The sequence below is a fragment of the Streptomyces sp. A012304 genome, from assembly GCF_026008495.1.
Classification (GTDB): Bacteria; Actinomycetota; Actinomycetes; order Streptomycetales; family Streptomycetaceae; genus Streptomyces.
The window spans coordinates 77,693-99,574 of the sequence record NZ_BQUN01000057.1 but is presented as its reverse complement, the minus strand read 5'-3'; the positions used below and the strand labels follow the sequence as shown (position 1 = coordinate 99,574).

Below are 21,882 nucleotides of genomic sequence, written 5' to 3'. Positions count from 1 at the left end.
AGAGAGGGATGCGAGGCGGTGGGAGAGGAAGGGAAGGCGGTGCGAGAGGTGGCTGCTGCCGCGTCAGGAGGTCTTGTGCCATCCGGCACTGGACAGGTGCCAGTCGCCGCTCAGCATGCGACCGGCGTCCACGTCCCCTTCGGAGTGGTGGAGGGGCAGGTCGATGTGGCACATGGTCAGGGAGTGCGGTGGCAGGACGCAGCGCCCGGACCGGAATTCCAGCTTCGTCGCCCTCGGCGTGATGGCGTCGGGCCGGTCCACGTCGTTGTAGGCGTCCGCGTCGGGCCCGTCGAGCACCGTTGCCGGATGGCTGCCGTCGACCGGGTGGCCCGAGACCCGCACGTCGCAGGCGACCGAGGCGGACGGATCCCGGTTGACCAGGGCCAGGGTGATGCGCGACTTGGACGCGTCGAGGGTGGCCAGTGAGTCGACGACCGGGACACAGGCGCCGTCGAGTTCCGGGGACGTGCCATGGCTGTCGAGGACGCGTTCGCCGAGGAGGCCCGCGTACATCGCCATGACGTGGAAGGTGCTGCGCTTGACGATGCCCCCGGGATGGACGAAGAGGGGGCCGCGGGTGTTGACGCTGGGTGCGATGTTGGCCATCTTCACCACGTCGCCCCGGCGCAGGCAGGCGTTGAAGAAGCTTGCCGAGAACAGCGCGTCGGCCATCGTGTAGGTGCTGTTGTCCTCGTTCAGTTCCCGGGCACTGATGGCCGCTTCGCTGGTGCCCAGGGGGTGGTGCCAGCCGCGCAGGTTCCACTCGTCGAAGGCGATGCTCACCTTCCCGGTCAGCGATGCCGCGCCGATGATGTCGATCGTGTGCTGGATCTCCTGCTGCGGGTCGAGGGAGCGGCCGATGGCGGTGAGGTACGGGCTGGGTTCGTTGACGTCGTGCAGCTTGTCCCAGTAGCCGTGGATGGACACCATGTCCAGGTAGCGGCCGGCTTCCCGCAGCAGCGGCAGGGTCCAGTCGAGGTCGGCCCGGGCCGCGGTGAGCAGGACGGCGGACTCGTCGACGCGCAGCATCATCTTGGCCGACTCGCGGACGAGGATCGCCCATTCCTCGGCGGTCTTGGCGCCCATCTCCCAGTCGCCGTAGTTCTCGTTGCCGATGCTCCAGTACGGCACGGCGAGCGGCTCGGGGTGGCCGTTGGCCGCGCGCAGGTCGCTCCAGTGGCCGTTGCCCTGGGGGAGGTTGCAGTACTCGACCCAGTCGCTCATCTCCTCCGCGGTGCCGGTGCCCGCGTTGGTGCAGATGTACGGGTCGGCGCCGATCGCCTCGCACCAGGCGACGAACTCGTGGGTGCCGAAGGTGTTGGGGTCGGTGACCCGCCACGCCTTGTCGTAGTGAGGGCGGCGAATGGGGCCCACGCCGTCGAGCCAGTGGTAGCTGGAGACGAAACAGCCGCCCGGCCAGCGCACCACCGGCGGCCTGAGCTCGCGCATCGCCTCGATGACGTCCTCGCGGAAGCCGCGCTCGTCGCTCAGCGGCGAACCGGGGGCGAACAGGCCGCCGTAGATCTGGCGGTGGAAGTGCTCGATGAAGTGCCCGAAGACGTTCCGGGAGTAGGCGATGCCCGGGTGCGTCAGGGACACGTCGACGACCGCGGCGGTCTCTTGCGGCATGGGTGCTTCCTTCCTCGGAGGACTCCGAGTCGAGGCGGCGGGCTCCGAGCGGCCCGGTGCGCAGAAGCTAGAACCGTCCATCGCTCGTTCGCAAGACCCGTGCAGCCTGTTTTCGAGAACAGGATCGGAACATTCCGTCTCTTGTTCATGTCAGGTTTGCTTCAACGGTGGTAGCCTGTGCGCACCGTGACACCGACACTCTGAGCGGATAGGTGCATGACTGAGGCCCGGACTGCACGGACGGGGAAGTCCGTCACCCTGCGAGACGTGGCGGAGGCGGCCGGCGTACCGCTGTCCTCGGTCTCCCTCGTGCTGAACGGCAAGCCGGGCGTGTCCGAAACCCGCAGGCAGCGGATTCTCGAAGCCGTCGAAACGCTCCAGTACGTCCCCACGCGCAAGTCGGCGGCCAAGGAGCCGGGCCGTGTGGTGGGCCTAGTGATGGAGGCCCTCTCGCCCGCCGCCGCACAGGACGGGTTCATGGCGGAAGTCGTCTCGGGGGTCGAGGACGGGTTGCGGAGCCGGGGGATGCAGATGCTCCTGCACCTGTACCGCCCCGACGACGACCCGATCTCGGACCTGCGTTCCCTGATGGGGCGGGATGTGGACGGGATGATCGTCGCCAACGGCGGTGATGTCGACGAGGCCGCGATCGAACGCATCCTCGCCACCGGGGTGCCGGTCGTGCTCCTGGAGAACTACCTCGACCTCGACACGGACATCCATGCCGTCGTCGCGGACAACTTCACCGCCGGATACCGCTGCACCCGGCATCTGCTGGAACTCGGGCACCGGCGGATCGGCATGCTCGTCGGCTCAACCCGCTACGTCAGCCTCACCGACCGCCGACGCGGTTACCAGGCGGCGCTGCTGGAGGCGGGGATCATGCCCGCCACCGAGCTGATGCCTCCGCAGGAACCGGGCAGCGAGGTCAAGGGCTACCAGCAGATGAAGCAGCTGCTGGAGCTCCCCGAGCCGCCCACCGCCGTATACGCGGTCAGTGACAAGAGCGCCATGGGCGCCTACAGGGCCATCGCCGAGGCCGGCCTGAAGATCCCCGGCGACATCTCCGTCGTCGGCACCGACGACGTGCTGCAGAGTGCACTGCTCTCGCCCCCGCTCACGACCTTCGTCGTGCCCAAGTTCGAGCTCGGACGGGTTGCCGCCCAGGCCATGCACGCCCTGCTCGACAATCCCTCCGCGGCTGCCTCACGCACCGTGCTGCACGGACGCATCGCTCACCGCGACTCCACCGCTCCGCCGGCGGCAGCCGAGCCTGCCGTCGCCGATGACGACGGCAGTGCCGGTTGAAACCGGAACTGCCGGTCCTCGGAAGTCTGAGACGGGCCCGGACAGTCCGATCCCGCCGCACGTTCTGGCGGGATCGCATGTGTCCGGGTGGAGTTACTCGAGCGAGTGCGGCGACAACGACAGCCGGAACGCGCTCCGGTGCGCCGAGCAAAGCTGTCGAGGTGACGTGCTGTGGGCAGCGGCTCGGCGCTCTCCAGCAGAGATGGATCGCTGCCTTGCGGTGACATGCCCCACATTCGTGCATTGGTTACCTTGAGGTGCCTGACTGCCATCCGCCACCATCCTCCATGCCGTCGCGAGGATGGAGCCACCATTCCCCGGCTTTCGACTACACCGGGCGGTCGCACGGCGGGCCGACGCGACAGCGGCCACGCGGAAAACGATGTCCCATCCCCCACCTACCCGGAGTGCCAGTGAACGTCTCCCTCACCGTCTGGCTGCTGACGGTCGTAGCCCTGTGCGTGCTGGTGGCCGTCGACTTCTTCGTCGGCCGCAAGCCCCATGACGTGTCCCTCAAGGAAGCCGGAACCTGGACGGTGGTGTGGATCGTCCTGGCCGTCCTCTTCGGGGTCGGGCTGTGGTACTTCGGTGGGAGCGGGCCCACGGGAGAGTTCTTCGCCGGGTACATCACCGAGAAGTCGCTGAGCGTCGACAACCTGTTCGTCTTCGTCCTGATCATGGCGAAGTTCGCGGTGCCCTCGCAGTACCAGCAGCGGGTGCTCATGATCGGCGTCCTGATGGCCCTCGTCCTGCGGGCCGTCTTCATCGCGGCCGGCGCGGCGATCATCTCCGCCTTCTCATGGGTGTTCTACCTCTTCGGCGCCTTTCTGATCTGGACCGCCTGGAAGCTGGTCCAGGACGCCCGCAAGCAGGACCACGAGGAGGAGTACCAGGAGAACAAGCTGCTGAAGATGGCGGAGGACCGCTTCGGCGTGGCCGACCGCTACCACGGCACCAAGCTGTTCGTCACCGAGAACGGTAAGCGGATCATGACCCCGATGCTGGTCGTGATGCTCGCCATCGGATCCACCGACGTGCTGTTCGCCCTCGACTCGATCCCGGCGATCTACGGCCTGACGAAGGACCCGTACATCGTGTTCACCGCCAACGCGTTCGCCCTCATGGGCCTGCGCCAGCTGTACTTCCTCATCGGCGGCCTGTTGAAGAAGCTGGTCCACCTGAGCTACGGCCTGTCGATCATCCTCGGCTTCATCGGCGTCAAGCTGGTGCTGCACGCCCTGCACGAGTCGGGCGTGCACGTCCCCGAGATCAGCATTCCCTTTTCCCTCGGCTTCATCGTGCTCGTCCTGACGGTCACCACGATCACGAGCCTGCGCGCCTCGAAGAAGCAGACGGCGGCGGAGACCGGGCAGACGGTCTGACGCTCACCGAGGCATCAGGGCGAAGTTCGCGTATCACCACTTCCGCCTAGTTGATCAGCTGGTGCGCGAGGTGGGCGGCCGGTGCGACACAGTGCAGCTGGCCGGTCCGTCAGGGGAGGCGGTAGGCAGTCCGAGTCCTCGCAGGCGGAAGCCGTCCGGCATGGTGATGTCGTGCCGGACGGCGTGCGAGGCGTGTTGTCAAGCGACCGGCAGCGCGTGCGGGACCGTACCGCCTGCGCGGAACCTCAGATCTTCGGCCGGCACCAGGGAGCCCCAGCAGCCTGGGCAGCAGCGCGGGAAGTGCAGTCGAGAGTTCCACCGGGCGAGGTCCTGGCCGAGGCGCTGGTGGATGCCCTGGCCAGAGGCGACCTGCCCACGGGCGTTGTGGTGGGTGCCGATGACGTGGCCGGTCGAAGAACACCGGAAGCGCGTTGGCGGCGGGCAGTGCCCTGACCAGTCCCTCCCCGGCCGGCGCGAGTGTCCCGCCGATGGTGACATCCTCGGGGGTACACCGGCTCGGCGGGCTGGCAGGGGCGGTGCCCGGCTGGGTGGGTGTATCTGTGCGGTCAGGCGAAGGTCAGGACCGCTTTGATCGTGCGTCCCTTCTCGGCGTCTTCCGCCGCGGTGTTGATGTCCTCGAAGGCGTAGGTCTTGATGAGCCTGTCGACGGGGAAGCGGCCCTGCTTGAACAGGTCGACGAGCCGCGGGATGAACACGCTGGGGACGCTGTCCCCTGGATGATCCCGCGCAGGCTGCGCCCGAACAGCAGTCCGTGCATGTCCAAAGAGACTTCCGTGCCGATCGCCGCTGCGCCGATGTGACCGCACGTGCCGCCGTGGTTGAGGGAGTCGACAGCCTGGCGCAGCACTGTCGGGGACGCGGTCGTCTCGACGGTGAAGTCCACGCCCATCCCTCCGGTCAGCTTCTGGATGCGCTGGACGGTGTCGCTTTCGGCCGGGTTGATGGTGTGCGTGGCTCCGAGTTCCTCGGCCAGTTCGAGACGCTGCTCATTGAGGTCGACCGCGATGATGGTCGTGCAGCCGGCGACGACGGACGCCATGACGGCGCTCATGCCGACTGTCCCCGTGCCGAACACCGCGATGCTGCTGCCTGCTTGAGGCCGCAGCGAGTTCAGCACGCCGCCCGCCCCGGTTTGGATGCCGCATCCCAGGGGGCCGAGAAGAGTCAGGGGCACCGTCGGGTCGACCTTCACGACGTTCCGCTCGCCGGTGAGTGCGTGCGTGGCGAAGGAGGACTGTCCGAAGAACGCCCCGTGGATCCCGGCGTCGCCGCGCCGCAGAGTGAGCGATCCATCCGGGCGTGATCCGGCGAAGTTCACGGAGAAGGCGTGATCGCAGTAGGCGGGACGGCCCTGGACGCACAGGCGGCAGGTTCCGCACGCGTTGTACGTCATGATGACGTGATCTCCCGGGGCCACCGACGTGACGCCCTCGCCGACGGCCTCCACAACGCCCGCTCCTTCATGGCCCAGCACCGCCGGCAGCGGCACCGGGTACCACTGGTCGCGAACGATCAGGTCCGTGTGACAGATACCGGTGGCGACGGCGCGAACGAGGATCTCTCCCGGGCGCGGGGCCTCCAGCTCCAGCTGCTGGAGCTCGAACGGAGCACCTTGAGAAGGGGTGACTGCGGCGGTGACACGCAAGCGGTTCGTCATCGGGACTCCCTGAGGCGGGCGCGGCGCGCTCCGAAGATGGAGCCCAATGCTCACCTCTAGTAACCAGTCACCTCAACGTAACCATTGGGTTGGTGTGACATCAGTCACGGTGACCGGCTTTCACTGGCGGGCGTCGTAGCTCTCGCGCGCCGCGAGTACCTCGGTGATGTGCTCCTCGGCCCAGCGGCCCAGTGCCTGAAGCGGGGCGTGCAGGGTGTGTCCCAGTGCGGTCAGTTCGTATTCGACCCTGGGGGGAACCTCGGCGTACACGTGCCGGGTGACGAGTCCGTCGCGTTCCAGGTCCCGGAGCGTCTCGGTGAGGACCTTCGCGCTGATGCCGTCGACGGTGTCGCGCAGGTCACGGAAACGCATGCGGCCGGCGCTGAGGGCGATGACCACCATTGCCGTCCACTTGTTGGCGATGCGGGCGAGCGAGGTGCGGGACGGGCAGGTCGCCGTCATGACATCGAAGGCCGGATGCTGTGGCATGTGTCACATCCTCTCATTGGTTACGTTGAGGTGACTGGTTACTCGTGGTGAGTATAGGGGTCCAGCAGGCAGTTCTCGACTGAACCGGAACTGTGAACTCTGAACTCGACAGAGGAGAACCGATCATGGAGCCCACCACCACGCTTGCCGTCGCCAACCGCTACGTCGACGCGGTGTCCGCCAAGGACTTCGCCGCGGTCGCGGGCATGTTCGCCGACGACATCGTCTGGCACCAGCCCGGTGCCCACCGCTTCTCCGGCAGCCACCGCGGCGCGGCGGCGGTGGGCGAGTTCCTGGGCGCCCAGATGACCGCGACGCAGGGCACGTTCGAACTCGCGCTGACCGGCGCGCCCATGATCAACGGCGATCTGGTCGCGATTCCCGTCCACTTCTCCGCCAAGTGCGACGGCCGGGAGATGTCGATGGACGGTGTCGACGTGCTGCGGGTCGCGGGCGACAAGATCGCGGAGGTGTGGCTCTTCTCGGCCGACCAGGAGGCCGAGGACGCCTTCTTCGGCGCCTGAGCCGGCGGGAAGGGCCGCTGAGCCGTTCGGTCAGTTCATCTGCTTCCTTGCCTCATCTGCTTCCTGGCCCGGAAGGAGAGTGGGTGACCTGTGGGGCGCCCTGAGAAGCCCTTGGATCCCGACGCCGGTCCCGTCCAGCGCTTCGCGTACGAGCTGCGCGCTCTGCGGCGGGCGGCCGGGAGCCCGTCGTACCAGGCCATGGCGGAAACGGCCGGATTCTCCGCGACGACGCTGTCACGGGCGGCAGCCGGGAAGCGGCTGCCGTCGTGGCAGGTCGTTCAGGCGTATGTGCGGGCCAGCGGTGGTGATGTCGCGGCGTGGGAGCCGCGGTGGAAGGAAGCGGACGCAGCAGTTGTGGAGGCGCTGCGCGCGGAGCAGGCGGGCACGTCGCCTCCGTACCGGGGACTTGCCCGCTTCGAACCGGACGAACGGCACCTGTTCTTCGGCCGGGACCGGATGGTCGAGGAACTGCAAGGGCTGGTGCGGCCACCGGCTCGCGGTGCTGTACGGGCCGTCCGGCAGCGGCAAGTCCTCCCTGCTGCGGGCCGGGCTCGTCCCCCGGCTGCGTCAGGACCTCGCCCGGTCGGGTCGTCCGGCGGTCCTGCGGATCCTGACCCCCGGCGCCCGGCCCGCCACGACGTACGGGCATCTGCTGACCCCCGGGGACGGCGAACCGGATGCCTGGGTGGTGGTGGACCAGTTCGAGGAGGTCTTCACCCTCTGCCGGGACCGCGTGGAGCGAGATCGGTTCATCGGCCTGCTGCAGGCCGCCCGCGACCCCGGCCGCCGTCTGCGGGTCCTGGTGGCCGTACGCGCGGACTTCTGTCACCGCCTTGCTGAACACCGTTGCCTGGCGGACGCGTTACGCGGCGCGGGCCTGCTGCTCGGCCCGATGGCGGCGGACGAGTTGCGTGAGGCGGTCGTCGGGCCCGCTGCCGCGGCCGGGCTTCTGGTGGAGCGGGGGCTCACCGCCCGCCTGGTCGACGAGGTTGTGGACGAACCCGGCGGGCTGCCGATGCTGTCGCACATTCTGCTGGAGATCTGGCGGCGGCGCAGGGGCCGGATATTGACGGGCGTCGCGTACGAGGCAGTCGGTGGGGTGCGCGGCGCTATCGCGTCCACGGCGGAGAAGGTGTACGGCGAGCTGACTGCCGATCAGGCCCGCACAGTGCGGCAGCTTCTGCTGCGCATGGTCGAGCCGGGCCCGGGCATGCTCGCCACCCGAGGCCCCCTCAGCGCAGGTAAGTTGAGCGACTGGGCCCATCCCGAGGTGCCGGTCGTACTGGAGCGACTGGTCCGGGCGCGGCTGCTGACCCTCGACGAGGACGGCGCCCATCTCGCGCACGAGGCGCTGCTCACCGGATGGCCGCGCCTGGCCGGCTGGCTGGAGGAGGACGGTGAACGGCTGCGTCACCTCCGGCAGCTGACGGATGCCGCCCGCATGTGGCTGGAGCACGGCCGTGACCCCGGCGACCTGTACCGGGGCACTCGACTGACCCGTGCACAGGAGCTGTTCCCCGGCTTCGCACAGGATCCTGTCCTGACCGCCACGGAGCGGATGTTCCTTGTCGCCTCCGTCGCGGCCCGCGCGGCGGAAGAGCCATCCACGGCGGAGGCGACCGTCCACCGGCCCCGGCTCCTGGCCGCTCTGCTCGCCGCCGTCCTGGCGGGCGCGGTGGTCGTGGGCCTTTCCGAGCATCAACTTTCCTGATGCCGACAGGAGTTATTTCCCCCGGGCGGAGGGGCTGCGCACCAACTCTCCGCTCAGCAAGCTCACCGCCGCACCTCTTGCAGTCCGAGCTACTGGAGAGCAAAGCGTATGTTCCACGCAGTCAGGACCAGAACCAAGTCCCGCCTCGGCAAGGCCCTCCTCGCCGGAGGCAGCGCCACAGCACTGACCGTCGCCCTGGCGGGCAGCGCCTCCGCCGCCGTACTGCACCCGCTGCCCGAGAACGCCACGCCGTTCCAGAAGACGTTCCAGCCGTACTTCGACTACGACAACGACAGCTGCCTCCCCGTCGCGGCCATCGACAGCAGCGGCAGGCTCAATGGGGGCCTCGACGACAGTGGGTCGGTCACCGGTCAGTGCCGTACCGATCACCTCGGCAAGGCCAACACCTACTCGCGGGCCAAGTGCAACAACGGCTGGTGTGCGATCGTCTACAGCCTGTACTTCGAGAAGGACATGGCCTGCGCCGACTGCGTCAGGTGGTCGCACCGCCACGACTGGGAGGGTGTTGTGGTCTGGGTGCAGCAGGGTGCCGGCACACCCTCCTACGTGTCGGTGTCCCGGCACGGCGGCTACGAGACCAAGCCGTGGAACGAGGTGCCCGCGAAGAGCGGTGTCCGCGTGAAGGCCGTCTACCACAAGGACGGCGCGAGTACGCACTGCATGCGCTTCGCGAGGTCCGACGAGAGGCCGGAGGCGTGGCCTGACGGAGGCTGGGACGAATTGGGCCTGCTCAGCTGGGACAACCTGCGCGGCGATCTGCGCGACAAGCTGAACAACTCCTCTTGGGGCAACGCGAACTTCCCGCTGAAGGACAGCAGGTTCCCGACCGAGCTGAGCAACGCCAAGCCGTCCGGCATTCCCTTCAACCCGAACGGCTGACGCTCATCCGGACCGGCCGCCGGCGGGGCACCTACCTCTGCCCCGTCGGCGGCCCTCTCTTTGCGGAAGTACTCGGCGCTCCGTGCCGAAGACGGCGCGCAGTCCCGGTCCGATGAGCATCCGGAAGCCGACACCGCGGACGCACTCGATGGTCAGGGCGTCACCGAGCTTGTGCCGCAGCGCGGTCACATGCACGTCGAGGGTCTTGGTCGAGCCGAACCAGTTGCTGTCCCAGACCGTCGTCATGATGGTCTCCCTGGGCACCAGGTCACCCAGCCGGCCGGTAAGGAAGTCGACCAGGGCGTACTCCCTGGGTCTGAGCGGGACTTCTGCCCCGTCCAGGAAGACCCGATGGGCTCGCCGGTCGATCGTCATCCGTCCGTACGTCGCCAACGTGCCCCGATCAGGTGCAGGCCCCGGCACCTCGGAATGCCGGGGCCGGTGCCGGCGGCGCACCGCCCGCATACGGGCGATCAGCTCGCGTATCAGGAAGGGTTTCACGAGGTAGTCGTCCGCGCCGAGTTCGAGCCCGACGACCTTCTCGACCTCACTGTCCCGGCCGCTGATCATGATGATCGGCACATCGCTGTGCGCCCGCAGCTCCCGGCACACGTCGAGCCCGTCCATGTCCGGCAGTCCGAGGTCCAGCAGCACCATGTCCGATGCGGGCGCGCCGAGTGCGGCCCTGCCGGTGGCCACCCAGGTCACGTCGTGGCCGTGGCGGGCGAGGCCGCGCCGCAAGGGCTCGGCCACGTCGCGGTCGTCTTCGACGAGGAGTACACGCACGGTTTCTCCTGATGTCACGCCGACCGCACCAGGCCGGTCTCGTAGGCGAGAACCACGGCCTGCACACGGTCGCGGGCGCCCGTCTTCGTGAGGATGTGGCTGATGTGGGATTTGACGGTTGTCGAGGCGATGGACAGCCGTTCCGCGATCTCGGCGTTGCTTGCACCGGAGGCGAGGTCGATCAGGACGTCACGCTCTCGCGCGGTGAGCGCGTCGAGCCGGTTGGGGCGGCCGGGTGTATCGACGGAGCGATCTCGAAGCAAGGTGTTGATGAGCCTGCGGGTCAGACCTGGTGAGAGGACGGCCTTCCCCGCGGCCACGGCGTGGATGGCGGCGGTCAGGTCGTCGAGGCGGGCGTTGGTCAGCAGGAAGCCGAGGGCGCTGGCGCGTATCGCGGCGAAGGCGTACTCGTCGACGTCCGTCGGAGACAGCGTCAACACACGGGGGGTACGCCTTTCCTCTTTCTGACCAGGGGGCTGTGGACGGGCGTCGGGTCTCGTGATGTGGCCGATGGTCGCGATGCCGTGAGGTACGCGGATGTCCATCAGGACGACGTCGGGGTGGAGCTCGTCGCTGATGCGGGCCGCCTCGGCGCCGGTCGCCGCCTCGCCGATGACGGTGATGTCGGGGTGCGCGTCGAGGAGTGTGCGGTAGCCGAGACGTTGCAGGGCCTGGTCGTCGACGATGAGGACAGTGGTCATGCCGGGGTTCTCCGTGGGGGAGGAGGGGGAGCACTTCGTCACCGTCACCCACCTGCGCGCAACGCTGTGACGCCGAAACCTGCGCGCGGCCTGCCGGTCCGGCACGCCTACCGACTCGGGCTCGACCCGGTCACCACCGCGATCGGACGACGGGACGCCACCTTCCGTGCGACGAGCTGACCTGACCGGGACACCGACGTCTTTCTGGCGTGACCTGCGTCACAGCATCCCATTGGTTACGTTGAGGTGGCTGGTTACCGGTGGTGAGTATAGGGCTCAAGCAGGACCGACATTCCGAAGGAAGGGGCCGACCATGGGGTCCACCACTGCGCTCAGGATCGCCCGGCAGTACGCCGACGCGGTGTCCGCCAAGGACTTCGCCGCGGTCACCGGCTTGTTCGCCGAGGACATCGTGTGGCACCAGCCGGGCGACAACCGTTTCTCCGGTACGCATCGAGGTGCGGCCGCGATCGGCGAGATGTTCGGCGGGATGATGACGGTCACCGACGGCACCTTCGAGCTGGAGTCGGCCATGGAGCCCATGGCGAACGGCGCGCTGGTCGCGGTGCCCGTCCGCTTCTCGGCCCGGCGTGATGGCGTCGAGATGGGGATGCACGGCGTCGACCTGCTGAGGATCGAGGGCGAGCGGATCGCTGAGGTGTGGCTCTTCTCGGCGGGCCAGCAGGGCGAGGACGAGTTCTGGGGTGACGCCTGAGCGCGAGCTGTCGGAAAGCAACGACTGCTACCGCATATGGCGGGGCGAGCGAGTGCACACCGCCCCCTCCCGCCCCCAACCTGTAACAGCGTCGTACTGCCCCTGTGCCAGGGGCGTAAGGAGCAAGTGGTGATGACCAGCAAGAACGTCGACATCGTGCGTGAGTACTTCCAGGCCGTGCAGAAAGGTGACCTGGCCAAGGTGGGTGAGCTGCTGGACGAGGACATCGTCTGGCACCAGCCGGGCGCCAACCGGTTCTCCGGTGAGCACAAGGGACGCGATGCCGTCTTCGCGATGCTCGGCGGCATGATGGAGGCCAGCCAGGGCTCCTTCGCCATCGACACGATCCATGCCCTCATGGGCAACGGCGACATGGTGGCCGCCACGATCCACTTCGCCGGTCGGCGCGAGGGCGCGTCCATGAGTATGGACGGCGTGGATGTCCTGCGCCTCAAGGACGGGAAGATCGTCGAGGTGTGGCTGTTCTCCGGCGACCAGGTGGCCGAGGACGCCTTCTGGGGACGGTAGAGGACGGCCTGTGCCGGGGCCTGGACACCAACCAAGCCCGGGCTCCGGCACTGGTCAGCGGGCTGCACAAAGAGGAGACGGCTCCGTCCGACCAGTCCACTCGGCCGGACCACCGCTCGCCGCCCGCCGCCGAACGCGGCGGCCACGATCGCGCCCTCGCGCCCGAAGACGGGGATGCGCTCCAGTGGCGCTTCCGCATCTACGGCGGCACCGCCCCTCGTGGACGATGCCGGTCGCCGGGCTCAGCCAGCGGGCCCCCGGCCGGCCAGTGCGCCGTCCGGCTGCGGGCCTCGGCCTCCGTGACCGGCGCGGCGGGTCGCCCCGTCGTCCAGACGGCCTGTTCTGCGCCGGGCGAGGGGGGAGCCGACGCCTCAAGGGCGCCCGGGTACGGGCTCGATGGCGGTGACGGCGGTGCGGACCCGCACCGAGTGCGGACCCCAGGGCTCGATTCACTACAAGGCGTCCGAAGTGTCCGGCGACGTGTGCCTGCGTCGACCGGTAGAACACGCACGTCCGTCTGACCGCAGGGCCGGGACACTGTGACCCGCGGAGACCGACGTCTCACCGGTGAACGTCTGGTATTTCCCTGGATGAGGCGGTGGAGAATCCGGATCGACCGACTCCGCCGAACTGCTGACGCGACGCGAATTGCCCGGCGGAGGCGGTCGAACGGACATTACGTGGTCAGGCGGAAGGCGCTCCCGTGAGCACTTCCACTCGGCCGGTGTCGAGCGAGTAATAGGCGCTGACCACCGCCAGCGATCCCTTCTTCACGAGCGGGGCGAGATCCTGGTTGGACCGCAGGGCGGCAGAGGTCTGCTTGACGTGGATGCGGGTCATCGCGTCCACCGGGTCGCCGTGCTTTTCCTTGACGGTTTCCTCGTACGCAGGTCGCAGCGCGTCGGCGATCGACTGGAGGTTGCCGGGGAGCTTTTTGCCGGCACGCATGGCCTCGTACGACGCCTTGATCGCGCCGCAGCGCTGGTGCCCGAGGACGACGATCAGGGGAGTTCCCGACGTCATGGGCCCGTACTCGACGGAACCGGTGACGACCGAGTCGACCACCCCGCCGCCGGTGCGCATCACGAACAGGTCGCCGAGCCCGGTGTCGAAGAGCAGTTCCGGCGGCACACGGGAGTCGATGCACGAAAGGATCACCCCGAAGGGCTCCTGCTTCTCGGCTACGAATTCCCGCCGCCTGGGGTCGCGATCGGGGTGCTGGAGGTTACCGTCCTGCCAGCGCTTGTTGCCGTCCATCAGCCTTGCGAATGCCCCCCAAGCCGTGTGGAGGGCGCGCCTCGGTCGGCCTGTGGGGCCTCTCTTGCGGGCGGCGGACGGGCCGAAGGTCAAGTACTGTGACGTGCGTCACGCCAAGCCGTTGGTTACGTTGAGGTGACTGGTTACTGATGGAGAGCATAGGTGGCACCAGGAAGAACTCGGCATATCAAGGAGATCGGTCATGGTGTCCACCGAAACGCTCACTGTCGCTCGCCGGTACGTCGACGCGATCGCCGCCAAGGACTTCGCCGCGCTGGACGGCCTGTTCGCTGAGGACATCGTGTGGCACCAGCCCGGTAACAACCAGCTCTCCGGCACCCACCGTGGTGCGGCCGCCGTCAAGGACGTGATGGGCAGGACGATGGCCCTCAGTGAGGGGACGTTCGAACTCTCCGCGACCGGCGCACCCATGGTCAACGGCACCGTGTTCGCGGTGTCGGTGCACTTCTCGGCCAAGCGCCAGGGTGCCGTGCTGTCGTCCGACGGCGTCGATGTGCTCAGGGTCGAAGGCGGCAGGATCGCGGAGGTGTGGCTGTTCTCCGATGTCCAGGAGGACGAGGACGCCTTCTGGAACGGCAACTGAGCCCAGGAGCATGGTCGTTGTCGTCAACGGCCGCGCTCGGTCGACGCTCCCGCGAACCGTCGCCCGGGTCCGATCCCCCGCCACTGCCCGGGCGACGCCAAGGCCCCGGCGGCCCGCCGTGCCGGCCGCCGGGGCCGCTTTCCCGAGGTGCGGCAGAGCCGCCGTCTCGGGCGGCGACGCGGCGGGCCGAGGCAGGCGGCAGCGCCCGGTGGGAGCTGAGCGCCGGCGACCGGGGCCGGCCGGTCGGTCAATCACCGACCGCGGCCGGCTCCCTTGTCCGACTGCGAGGACAGGCGTGACACGTGACGCAGCAGCCGGACCCCGGCGTTGGATTCAACGTATTCACGGAGACCTGCCCTCCCGGACGTCCCTGGCCCGCATCGCCAACAAGTGGACCGCGATGGTGGTGGCAGCGCTCGGCACCGGTCGGATGCGCTTCGGCGACCTGCGGACCACGGTGCGGGGCATCAGTCCGAAGGTTCTCACCGACACACTGCGGGATCTGGAGCGCGACGGACTCGTCTCGCGGTACGCCTACGCTGAGATACCGCCCAGGGTCGAGTACGAACTGACCGCGCTGGGACGCACCCTGCATACACCGCTGCGGGCGCTGGGCAACTGGGCTGAGGAGCGCATGGTCGAGGTGCTCGCCGCCCGTGAGACGTACGACGCCCTCCGCTGGGCTCGGCGACTCCGGGCGGCTGCGAGACATGCTGCCCAGCCCGCTGCTCGTCCGCCGACGGAAGGCACCGTCGGGTCGACCTTCACGACGTTCCGGTCGCCGCTGAGCGCGTGCGCGCCCACCGCGTCGCGGCGCCTTTCGGGCCGTCCGGGAGCGGCACGTCCTCCCTGCCCCGTCGGCGGCCGGTCGTGGACAGCCGGGGTGGAGCGGTCGGGAGACGGGCCAACAGCCCACGCATCAAGGCGACAGGGGCACCGCGGTGCCCCTGTCGCCGCAGATGTAATGGTTGTTTTGCCTACGGCTGTTACACCAGCCTTTCGGTATGCACATCACGCAGCGCCCGGTGGCACCGGCCGGGTCACCGATCCTGGAGATGGCCCGCCGTGCGGCCGAGTACCGTGCGGCCGGCCGTCGCGTCATCGACCTCACGCTAGGCGAGCCGGACTTCGCCCCGCCGGCCCATGTCGTCGCCGCCGCGCAGCAGGCCGCCGCCCGTCCGCTGGGCTACACACCTGCCAACGGGATACCGGAACTGCGCCGTGCCGTACGGCAGACCCTGGAGCGGGACCGCGGGCTGAGCCGTACGGATGCCGAGGTGACCGTGGGGTGCGGAGCCAAGCAGGTGATCTTCAACGCGTTGTTGGCCACCCTGCGTCCGGGCGACGAGGTGATCATCCCGGCGCCCTACTGGGCGAGCTATCCCGACATGGTGCGCCTGTGCGGTGGTGTCCCTGTGACCGTCCCCTGCGCGGCCGAGTCAGGGTTCACACTTTCTCCCGGCGCGCTGGCGGATGCCGTGACCGACCGCACTCGTTGGGTCGTACTCAACGCTCCCGGGAACCCGTCCGGCGCCACCTACAGCCATGACGCCCTGGCCGGGCTCGCCGAGGTACTGCGGCGGCACCCTTCGGTGATGGTCCTCTCGGACGAGATCTACGCCCACATTCGCTACGGCGCCGGAGAGTACGTCAGCATCGCTCAGGTCGCACCCGACCTGAGCGAGCGGATCCTGCTCGTCGACGGCGTCTCCAAGGCGTACGCCATGACCGGCTGGCGCGTCGGCTGGGGGATCGGGGCCGCCGATCTGGTCCGGCGCATCACCGCCGTGCAGACACAGAACTGCACGCAGACCGCGACGGTGAGCCAGATCGCGGCCGTCGCGGCGCTGCAGGGCCCGCAGGATCTGCTGACGGAACGATGTGAGACGTACCGCCGGCGTCGCGATGCGGCGTTGGCGATCCTGCAGCAGAGCCGCCACCTGGACACGCGGGTGCCCGACGGCGCGTTCTACCTGTTCCCGCGTCTGACGGCTGGTGACGACCTTGCGGTGGCCGACGCTCTTCTGGAAGCGGGATGCGCGACCGTCCCGGGCAGAGCCTTCGGCGCGCCGGGTCACCTGCGGCTCTCCTTTGCCACCGACGTCGCGATCCTGGAGGAGGGCTGCCGCATCATCGTCGCCACGCTCGAAGGGATCCCGGCGTGGTCGCGCTGACCGTCAAGGCACTCGTGCCGGTCGTGCTGCTGATCGCGTTGGGCTACGCGCTCAAACGGTCGTGGATCACAGCCGAGGGTTTCTGGCCGGAAGCCGAGCGCCTGAGCTATCGCGTCCTGCTGCCCGCCCTGTTCCTGCACAGCCTGGCGACCGCCGACATCGACGATCTGCCGGTCGGGGCGCTGGCCGGTGTGCTGATCACCGCCACGCTGGTCGTGGCCGTGCTGGTCATCGTCTGCAAGCCGCTGATGCGGCTCAGGGACGACGCTTTCACCTCGGTCTTCCAAGGCAGCATCCGTTTCAACAACTACATCGGTGTGACCATCGCCGCCGGCCTGTACGGGGCCAAGGGCGTCGCGCTGGCCGCGGTCTGCAACGCGGCGATCGTCCCCACCGTCAATGTGCTGTGCGTGCTGGTCTTCGCGTGGTGCGGAAACGCACGCCCGAACTTTACGGACGTCGTCAGACAGCTCGTGACCAACCCGCTCGTCCTCGCCTGCTCTGGCGGCATCCTTCTCCAGGCACTCGATCTGAGTCTGCCGCCGGGCGCCGGGCCGGCGCTCCAGTCACTGGGGGCCGCCTCGATGCCACTGGGTCTGCTCTGCATCGGCGCCGCCCTCCGCTTCGGCACGATCCGGTCATGGGTGGCACCGGTGCTCACCTCCTCGTCAGCGAAGTTCGCGCTCATGCCCGCCACGACGTTCCTGGCGGCCGAGGTCTTCGGTCTGGGCTCCCACGCGCTGATCATCGCCGTGCTCTTCCAGGCTCTGCCCACGGCGTCGTCCTCGTACATCATGGCGAGGCAACTGGGCGGCGACGCACCGCTGATGGCGGGGATCACCGCGACGCAGACACTGCTGGGCGTGGCCGCCGTCCCGCTCGTCGTGGCACTGGTCCCGGCCTGAGCGTTCCGCTGGAAGTGCCGCGATGTGCCGTCCTTCTCCTGCCCTGCTGAGACCGGGCGGAGAACGGCCACCGAACGACGCGCTCGTTCTTCCGGGAGGTGATGCCGCGCCGTCGGCAGGACGCTACCGCGGCTTCTTGCGATGCCGCCGGACAGCGTCGGTGTTGGCGCAGCGAGCGGAACAGTAGGCGCGGCGGCCGTTGCGGGTGGTGTCGACGAAGGCGGTCCGGCAGGAGCTGAGCGCGCACACGCCCAGCCGCTCCCCCTCAGCCTCCATGGTGAAAATGGCCAGTCCTCCCGCGGTCACGGCCCTCACGCGGCTTTGGACGTCCTGGGCGTCGGGAGCGAAGTGCAGATGCGGCCGCAAATCGTCGTGCGTGGTCAGATACACACTCCCGGCACCATCCGCGAGGAGCGCGTTGATGGTTTGGCACCGCTCGGCCCGCGAGGACGCCTCGAAGACCGGCCTCATCCGCCGCGTCCACGCCCTGATCTCCTCCGAGGCGGATTCGGTGACGCGTGGACGACGGATGTGATGCTCTCGCAGCGTCTCTTCCAGCGTCTCGGGCAGCCACGAACCGTTCGACTCCAGATTCACCAGTGCCACGGCCAGATAGACCCCCACCATGTTGTCATGGCTAAACCGCATTCAACCATTACAGCACGGAGGCTCAACAACGGCGAGCCGGACCGTCGGCGCAGCCGCAGCCGCAGCCGAGTCGCGGTATACCATGAAGTTATCCTGGAAGAATGTTCTGTGGAAGATGACTCGTGACTGATCTGAAACTGGTGTTCCACGACCTGGTGCAGCTGGAGATCCAGCTGTGGAATGCCGTCGACGCGCGGCTGCGCGCGGAATGCGACCTCCAGCTCACGTGGTTCGAAGTGATGCAACTGCTGGCGCGGCGCTCGGCGTGCCGGATCCAGGACGTCGCCGAGGAGTTCGGGATCACGGTCGGTGGCACCAGCAAGGTGGTCGACCGCATCGAGGCCGCCGGCTACTGCCGGCGGCGCGCCAATCCGAACGACCGGCGTTCGTCGCTCGTCGAGCTCACGCCCGCGGGACGTCGCCTGGTGGACAGGGCCACGGAGGTCTTCGAGGCCGAGCTCGGGACACGGCTCGGTTCCGTGATCCCCGAGCAGGACCTGGAGGCGTTCGCCGCCACGCTGAGCGCGCTCCGGGCGGCCGGGCGTGCGGCGAGTGCCCGGCAGGAGCCGGCGTAGTGGACGTACAGGGTGTTGCCGTTCCGGAGTGCCTCCCCTTCGGCTCGGGGCACGTAGTCCTCGATCCCGTCACCGGTGCCCCCCTGCAGTTCGTCGACGAGCAGAACCGGGACCGCCGGTGGCTGCTGGAGCCCGGCGCAATCGCGTGGCACTCGGTCGAGCATCAGTGGGGTTCGGGGCATCTGGTCACGGACCGGGGCGGGGCCCGCTGGCACACCCCCGTCGAGCTGCGGGTGGCGGGCGGGGTGATCGAGGCCGTGCACACGCCTCTTCCGGGGGTACATGTGGAGGTGCGGCGCTCTGTGCGCGGCGGTCTGCTGCACGAGCGGTACTCGGTCGTCAACAGCGGCCAGGAGCCGCTCACGATCAGTGGTCTGGGCATCCAGACCCCGTTCGCCGACCTGTACGACGGCGCGGAACGCTCCCTCGACCGGGCGGTGCACGCGCACGTGTTCACTGGCGGGACGTGGGCGTGGGTGCTGGCGCAGCCGATGTCGGGGGAGGGGCGGTGCCTGGGGCTGATCGTGCGGGAGGGGGCCGTGCGGGCGTACTCGGTCGAGTCGCGCAACCAGAACTCGCTGTCCGACGCTCGCGGTCACCTGGTGCTGCTGGTCACCGACCAGGCCCGCAATCCGGAGGCGTTCGGTGGTCAGCCGGTGCTGCGTCTGGCGCCGGGGGAGTCGGCGGCGGTGGCATGGGAGCTGGGCTGGTACCCGTCGGTCGCGGACTTCACCGCCGCGACCAGGCCCCCGGCCGTCTTCTCGGCCTACGCCGCCGAGATCGGACAGCCGATCACCGTCGAGGCGTCCTCGGTGAGCAGCCCGGACGCCGAGGTGACGGTGGACCACGAGGCGGACGGCCGCCACCGGGTCAGGGCATCCCGGCACGGCACGTACACGCTCGACATCGGTGACGGTGCCCGTACCGAGGTCCTGTTCCACCTCCCGCTGGACGAGGTCGTACGGCGCCGGGTGGCCTACATCACCAGGTACCAGCAGGCCCGGGAACGGCCCGGTCTGCTCGCCCACGCCTTCGTGCCGGTGGACACCAGGACCGGACTCACCCAGGCGACCAACGGCTGGTCGGACTGGACGGACGGCTCCGAGCGGATCGCCATGCCGCTGCTGCTCCAGGCCGCCGCCGCCCGTGGCCTGGCGGACCCGGAGGAGGCCGGCCCCCTGCTGGACGGCTGGTCCCGCTTCGCCCGTCGGCATCTGCTGGACGAGACCACCGCCCCGCGCCGCGGCTCCCAGAACTGGCACACCGGCCCGCGGCTCTACGACACCCCTTGGCTGGCCCACTTCTTCCACGACCGGCACCGAGCCCACGGGCGGCGGGAGGACCTCGACCTCGCCGCCCGCATCATCGAGCGCGGCTTCGAACTCGGCGGCGACACCCACCTGTCCATCGGGCTCTCCCCGACTGCGCTGGACGTCTGCGACAGCCTGGACACCGCCGGGCAGGAAGACCGCGCCAACAGACTACGAGACCAACTGGTCGACAGCGCCCGGCAGTTCGTCCGCATGGGCAGGCGGCTGCCCGCCCACGAGGTGGCCTACGAGCAGTCCATCGTGGCTCCCCTGCTGGATCTCCTCGTCGACGCCCACACCCTGACCGGGGATCCGGTCTTCCACGACGCGGTGGCCGAACGGCTGCCGTGGCTCCTGGCCTTCGGCGGCCCACAGCCGCACGTCCGCCTGCACGGCATAGCGATCCGCCACTGGGACGGCTACTGGTTCGGCGCGCACCGGCTGTGGGGAGACGTCTTCCCCCACTACTGGAGCACCCTGACCGCCACCACTCTCCTGCGTCTGCCGGCCACGCTGCGCACGGAGGGCACCGACCGGCTGGCTGAGGCGATCCTGCGTGCCAACATGGCCAACTACCGCGAGGACGGCTCCGCCACCTGCGCCTTCGTGCTGCCCTCGACCGTCGACGGCCGCCCCGCGCACACCGCCGACCCGCTCGCCAACGACCAGGACTGGCATCTGGTGTTGTGGATGCGGGCGCAGGAGGAGGCCGAACGGGCTCCGGCGTCGCGGTGAGCCCGGTGTGGTGCGCCGGCTGGAAAATCAGTCGGTGATGCCGGCGAAAGCGATGGCCTTCTCGATGTGGGCCCGGACGAGGAGGTTTCCCGGGCCGCCGTTGCGGGCGGCGTACTCCTCGGCGCGGTCCTCGCCCATGTAACGGGCGCCGAGGCGCCCGGCCCACCGCAGCGTCTCGTCGCGGTCCTCGGAGATCTCGGTGCGGCCCTGGAGCAGGACGAAGGCGTAGGGAGGCTGGTCCTCGTCCACGCAGAGCGCGAACCGGCCGTCCAGGGCCAGGTTGCGGCCCTTGACCCCGTCCTTCTCGGTGTTGAACACCACGTCGTCCCCGTCGAGCAGGAACCAGACGGGTGTGACGTGCGGGCTGCCGTCGGCCCGGACGGTCGACAGCTTGCCGGTTCGAGTGCCCTCGGAGACGAAGGCCCGCCACTGCTGGTCAGTCATCCTGTGCATGAGTCTGCCTCTTCTGATCGGGCGCCTGGCCGTGGGGGAGCCGGGGATTCCGGCGTCCCCACGGCCAGGCAGTGCCGTCCACTGCCGACGGTGTGCGGTGGCCTATCGGGCGAAGTCGAGGCGGTCGGCCAGTCCGGCCTCGGCGAAGGCGGCCTCGATCTCCTTGCGACCCTCCTTGAAGTGGGCCCAGCTGTCGTAGTGAGCGGGCACGACCCGGCGCGCACCGAGAATCTTCCCGGCCTCGGCGCCCAGGGCGCTGTCCAGGGTGAGCAGCGCGTTGTCGAAGGCGAAGTCCATGCGGGCGCCGCCGAGGAAGAGGACCGCGGTGTCCACCGGGGCGAACCTCGCGGCGATCTCCTTGACGTGGTCCAGGCTGGCGTTGTCGCCGCTGACGTAGACCGGGGGCAGGTCGTCGGAGGTGAGCATGAAGCCGACGACGTCACCGGAGATCGGCTCGCAGCCCTCGGGGCCGTGCCGGGCGGGCAGTCCGGTGACGGTGACGGTGCCGCCGTCGGGCCGCTTCAGCTCGGCGGTCTGCCAGAAGGCGAGGCCATGGGCGTTGCCGCCCAGGCGGTCGGCGCCGCTGACCGTGGTGAAGACGACTTCCACCTCGGTCAGGAAGGCGCGGCCGGCGTGGTCGAGGTTGTCGTCGTGCTCGTCGTGGGAGAGCAGGACGGCGTCGACTGGGCCGAGGTCGGCGGCCGTGACGGTCGAGGGGATGGTCTTGACGAGCTTGTGGTCGCCGGGGAGGGGCATGGGGTACTCGCCCGGCGGGTCGAAGGTCGGGTCGGTGACGAACCGGAGGCCGCCGTACTCGATGAGGGCGGTGGGGCCGCCGTAGACGCGGACGTTGACCTTCTCACTGGTGGC

At 69.0% G+C, this 21,882-nt stretch carries 20 protein-coding genes and 2 pseudogenes; 13 read left to right on the top strand and 9 right to left on the bottom strand.

From position 1 onward, the window contains the following. Positions 1-63: 63 nt before the first annotated feature. Positions 64-1,629, bottom strand: coding sequence for an alpha-L-arabinofuranosidase C-terminal domain-containing protein (locus ALMP_RS12780; protein ID WP_264927151.1), 1,566 nt, complete (start codon positions 1,627-1,629; stop codon positions 64-66). 267 nt (positions 1,630-1,896) lie between these two features. Here ALMP_RS12780 and ALMP_RS12775 point away from each other — a divergent pair, with 267 nt between their 5' ends. Both ALMP_RS12775 and ALMP_RS12770 read left to right on the top strand, forming a co-directional pair. Continuing rightward, positions 1,897-2,937, top strand: a complete 1,041-nt coding sequence (locus ALMP_RS12775) for a LacI family DNA-binding transcriptional regulator (protein ID WP_264927149.1) — start codon at positions 1,897-1,899, stop codon at positions 2,935-2,937. Between the two features lie 413 nt (positions 2,938-3,350). Beyond that, complete coding sequence (locus ALMP_RS12770; protein WP_264927147.1) at positions 3,351-4,319, top strand: TerC family protein; 969 nt, start codon at positions 3,351-3,353, stop codon at positions 4,317-4,319. 577 nt (positions 4,320-4,896) lie between these two features. Here ALMP_RS12770 and ALMP_RS12765 read toward each other — a convergent pair. Then, a complete protein-coding gene (locus tag ALMP_RS12765; RefSeq protein ID WP_309299463.1) occupies positions 4,897-5,985 on the bottom strand; it encodes an NAD(P)-dependent alcohol dehydrogenase in 1,089 nt (362 codons plus the stop codon). 132 nt (positions 5,986-6,117) lie between these two features. Then, on the bottom strand, positions 6,118-6,486 hold the full coding sequence (locus tag ALMP_RS12760; RefSeq protein ID WP_264927145.1) for a helix-turn-helix domain-containing protein: 369 nt from the start codon (positions 6,484-6,486) through the stop codon (positions 6,118-6,120). Between the two features lie 125 nt (positions 6,487-6,611). Here ALMP_RS12760 and ALMP_RS12755 point away from each other — a divergent pair, with 125 nt between their 5' ends. The 3 genes and pseudogenes from ALMP_RS12755 (at position 6,612) to ALMP_RS12745 (ending at position 9,621) form a co-directional block, all read left to right on the top strand. Continuing rightward, positions 6,612-7,010: a nuclear transport factor 2 family protein gene (locus ALMP_RS12755; protein WP_264927143.1), complete on the top strand. Its 399-nt coding sequence runs from the start codon at positions 6,612-6,614 to the stop codon at positions 7,008-7,010. 90 nt (positions 7,011-7,100) lie between these two features. Further along, positions 7,101-8,721, top strand: a pseudogene (locus ALMP_RS12750) (helix-turn-helix domain-containing protein). Between the two features lie 108 nt (positions 8,722-8,829). After that, positions 8,830-9,621, top strand: a complete 792-nt coding sequence (locus ALMP_RS12745; protein WP_264927141.1) for an NPP1 family protein — start codon at positions 8,830-8,832, stop codon at positions 9,619-9,621. A 3-nt stretch (positions 9,622-9,624) separates the two neighbouring features. On the opposite strand, the gene ALMP_RS12740 is transcribed toward ALMP_RS12745, so the two are convergent. Continuing rightward, positions 9,625-10,407, bottom strand: a complete 783-nt coding sequence (locus ALMP_RS12740) for a response regulator transcription factor (protein ID WP_264927139.1) — start codon at positions 10,405-10,407, stop codon at positions 9,625-9,627. A gap of 14 nt (positions 10,408-10,421) precedes the next feature. Then, on the bottom strand, positions 10,422-11,108 hold the full coding sequence (locus ALMP_RS12735; RefSeq protein WP_264927137.1) for a response regulator transcription factor: 687 nt from the start codon (positions 11,106-11,108) through the stop codon (positions 10,422-10,424). 313 nt (positions 11,109-11,421) lie between these two features. Between ALMP_RS12735 and ALMP_RS12730 the strand changes: the two genes are divergently transcribed. Together ALMP_RS12730 and ALMP_RS12725 are read left to right on the top strand one after the other, a co-directional pair. After that, positions 11,422-11,823, top strand: coding sequence for a nuclear transport factor 2 family protein (locus ALMP_RS12730; protein WP_264927135.1), 402 nt, complete (start codon positions 11,422-11,424; stop codon positions 11,821-11,823). A 132-nt stretch (positions 11,824-11,955) separates the two neighbouring features. After that, complete coding sequence (locus tag ALMP_RS12725) at positions 11,956-12,351, top strand: nuclear transport factor 2 family protein (protein WP_264927133.1); 396 nt, start codon at positions 11,956-11,958, stop codon at positions 12,349-12,351. Positions 12,352-13,035: 684 nt separating this feature from the next. On the opposite strand, the gene ALMP_RS12720 is transcribed toward ALMP_RS12725, so the two are convergent. Next, positions 13,036-13,608: a carbonic anhydrase gene (locus ALMP_RS12720; RefSeq protein ID WP_264927131.1), complete on the bottom strand. Its 573-nt coding sequence runs from the start codon at positions 13,606-13,608 to the stop codon at positions 13,036-13,038. A gap of 202 nt (positions 13,609-13,810) precedes the next feature. On the opposite strand from ALMP_RS12720, the gene ALMP_RS12715 reads away from it, so the two are divergent. The 4 genes and pseudogenes from ALMP_RS12715 to ALMP_RS12700 all read left to right on the top strand — a co-directional run bounded on the left by ALMP_RS12715 (position 13,811) and on the right by ALMP_RS12700 (position 17,291). Further along, positions 13,811-14,212, top strand: a complete 402-nt coding sequence (locus ALMP_RS12715) for a nuclear transport factor 2 family protein (RefSeq protein WP_264927129.1) — start codon at positions 13,811-13,813, stop codon at positions 14,210-14,212. Then, a pseudogene (locus ALMP_RS44140) lies at positions 14,121-14,789 on the top strand (winged helix-turn-helix transcriptional regulator); the annotation flags it as partial. The gene ALMP_RS12715 and the pseudogene ALMP_RS44140, both read left to right, overlap by 92 nt. Before the next feature lie 478 nt (positions 14,790-15,267). Then, positions 15,268-16,386 carry a pyridoxal phosphate-dependent aminotransferase gene (locus ALMP_RS12705; protein ID WP_264927127.1) on the top strand — a complete coding sequence of 373 codons (1,119 nt, stop codon included), beginning with the start codon at positions 15,268-15,270 and terminating at the stop codon, positions 16,384-16,386. Continuing rightward, positions 16,374-17,291 (top strand): AEC family transporter, encoded by a 918-nt coding sequence (locus ALMP_RS12700; protein ID WP_264927125.1) that lies wholly within the window; start codon positions 16,374-16,376, stop codon positions 17,289-17,291. Before ALMP_RS12705 ends, ALMP_RS12700 begins: the two co-directional genes overlap by 13 nt. Before the next feature lie 123 nt (positions 17,292-17,414). Here the strand turns inward: ALMP_RS12700 and ALMP_RS12695 are convergent, their stop codons facing one another. Beyond that, positions 17,415-17,939, bottom strand: coding sequence for a CGNR zinc finger domain-containing protein (locus ALMP_RS12695; RefSeq protein ID WP_264927124.1), 525 nt, complete (start codon positions 17,937-17,939; stop codon positions 17,415-17,417). Between the two features lie 122 nt (positions 17,940-18,061). On the opposite strand from ALMP_RS12695, the gene ALMP_RS12690 reads away from it, so the two are divergent. Both ALMP_RS12690 and ALMP_RS12685 read left to right on the top strand, forming a co-directional pair. Next, positions 18,062-18,514 (top strand): MarR family winged helix-turn-helix transcriptional regulator, encoded by a 453-nt coding sequence (locus tag ALMP_RS12690; protein ID WP_264927123.1) that lies wholly within the window; start codon positions 18,062-18,064, stop codon positions 18,512-18,514. Further along, positions 18,514-20,559 (top strand): hypothetical protein, encoded by a 2,046-nt coding sequence (locus ALMP_RS12685; RefSeq protein WP_264927121.1) that lies wholly within the window; start codon positions 18,514-18,516, stop codon positions 20,557-20,559. Before ALMP_RS12690 ends, ALMP_RS12685 begins: the two co-directional genes overlap by 1 nt. 27 nt (positions 20,560-20,586) lie before the next feature. Here ALMP_RS12685 and ALMP_RS12680 read toward each other — a convergent pair whose 3' ends face one another. Both ALMP_RS12680 and ALMP_RS12675 read right to left on the bottom strand, forming a co-directional pair. Further along, complete coding sequence (locus ALMP_RS12680) at positions 20,587-21,012, bottom strand: PPOX class F420-dependent oxidoreductase (protein WP_264927120.1); 426 nt, start codon at positions 21,010-21,012, stop codon at positions 20,587-20,589. Between the two features lie 102 nt (positions 21,013-21,114). Further along, the coding region (locus ALMP_RS12675; RefSeq protein WP_264927118.1) for an MBL fold metallo-hydrolase at positions 21,115-21,882 on the bottom strand (768 nt) is incomplete at its 5' end.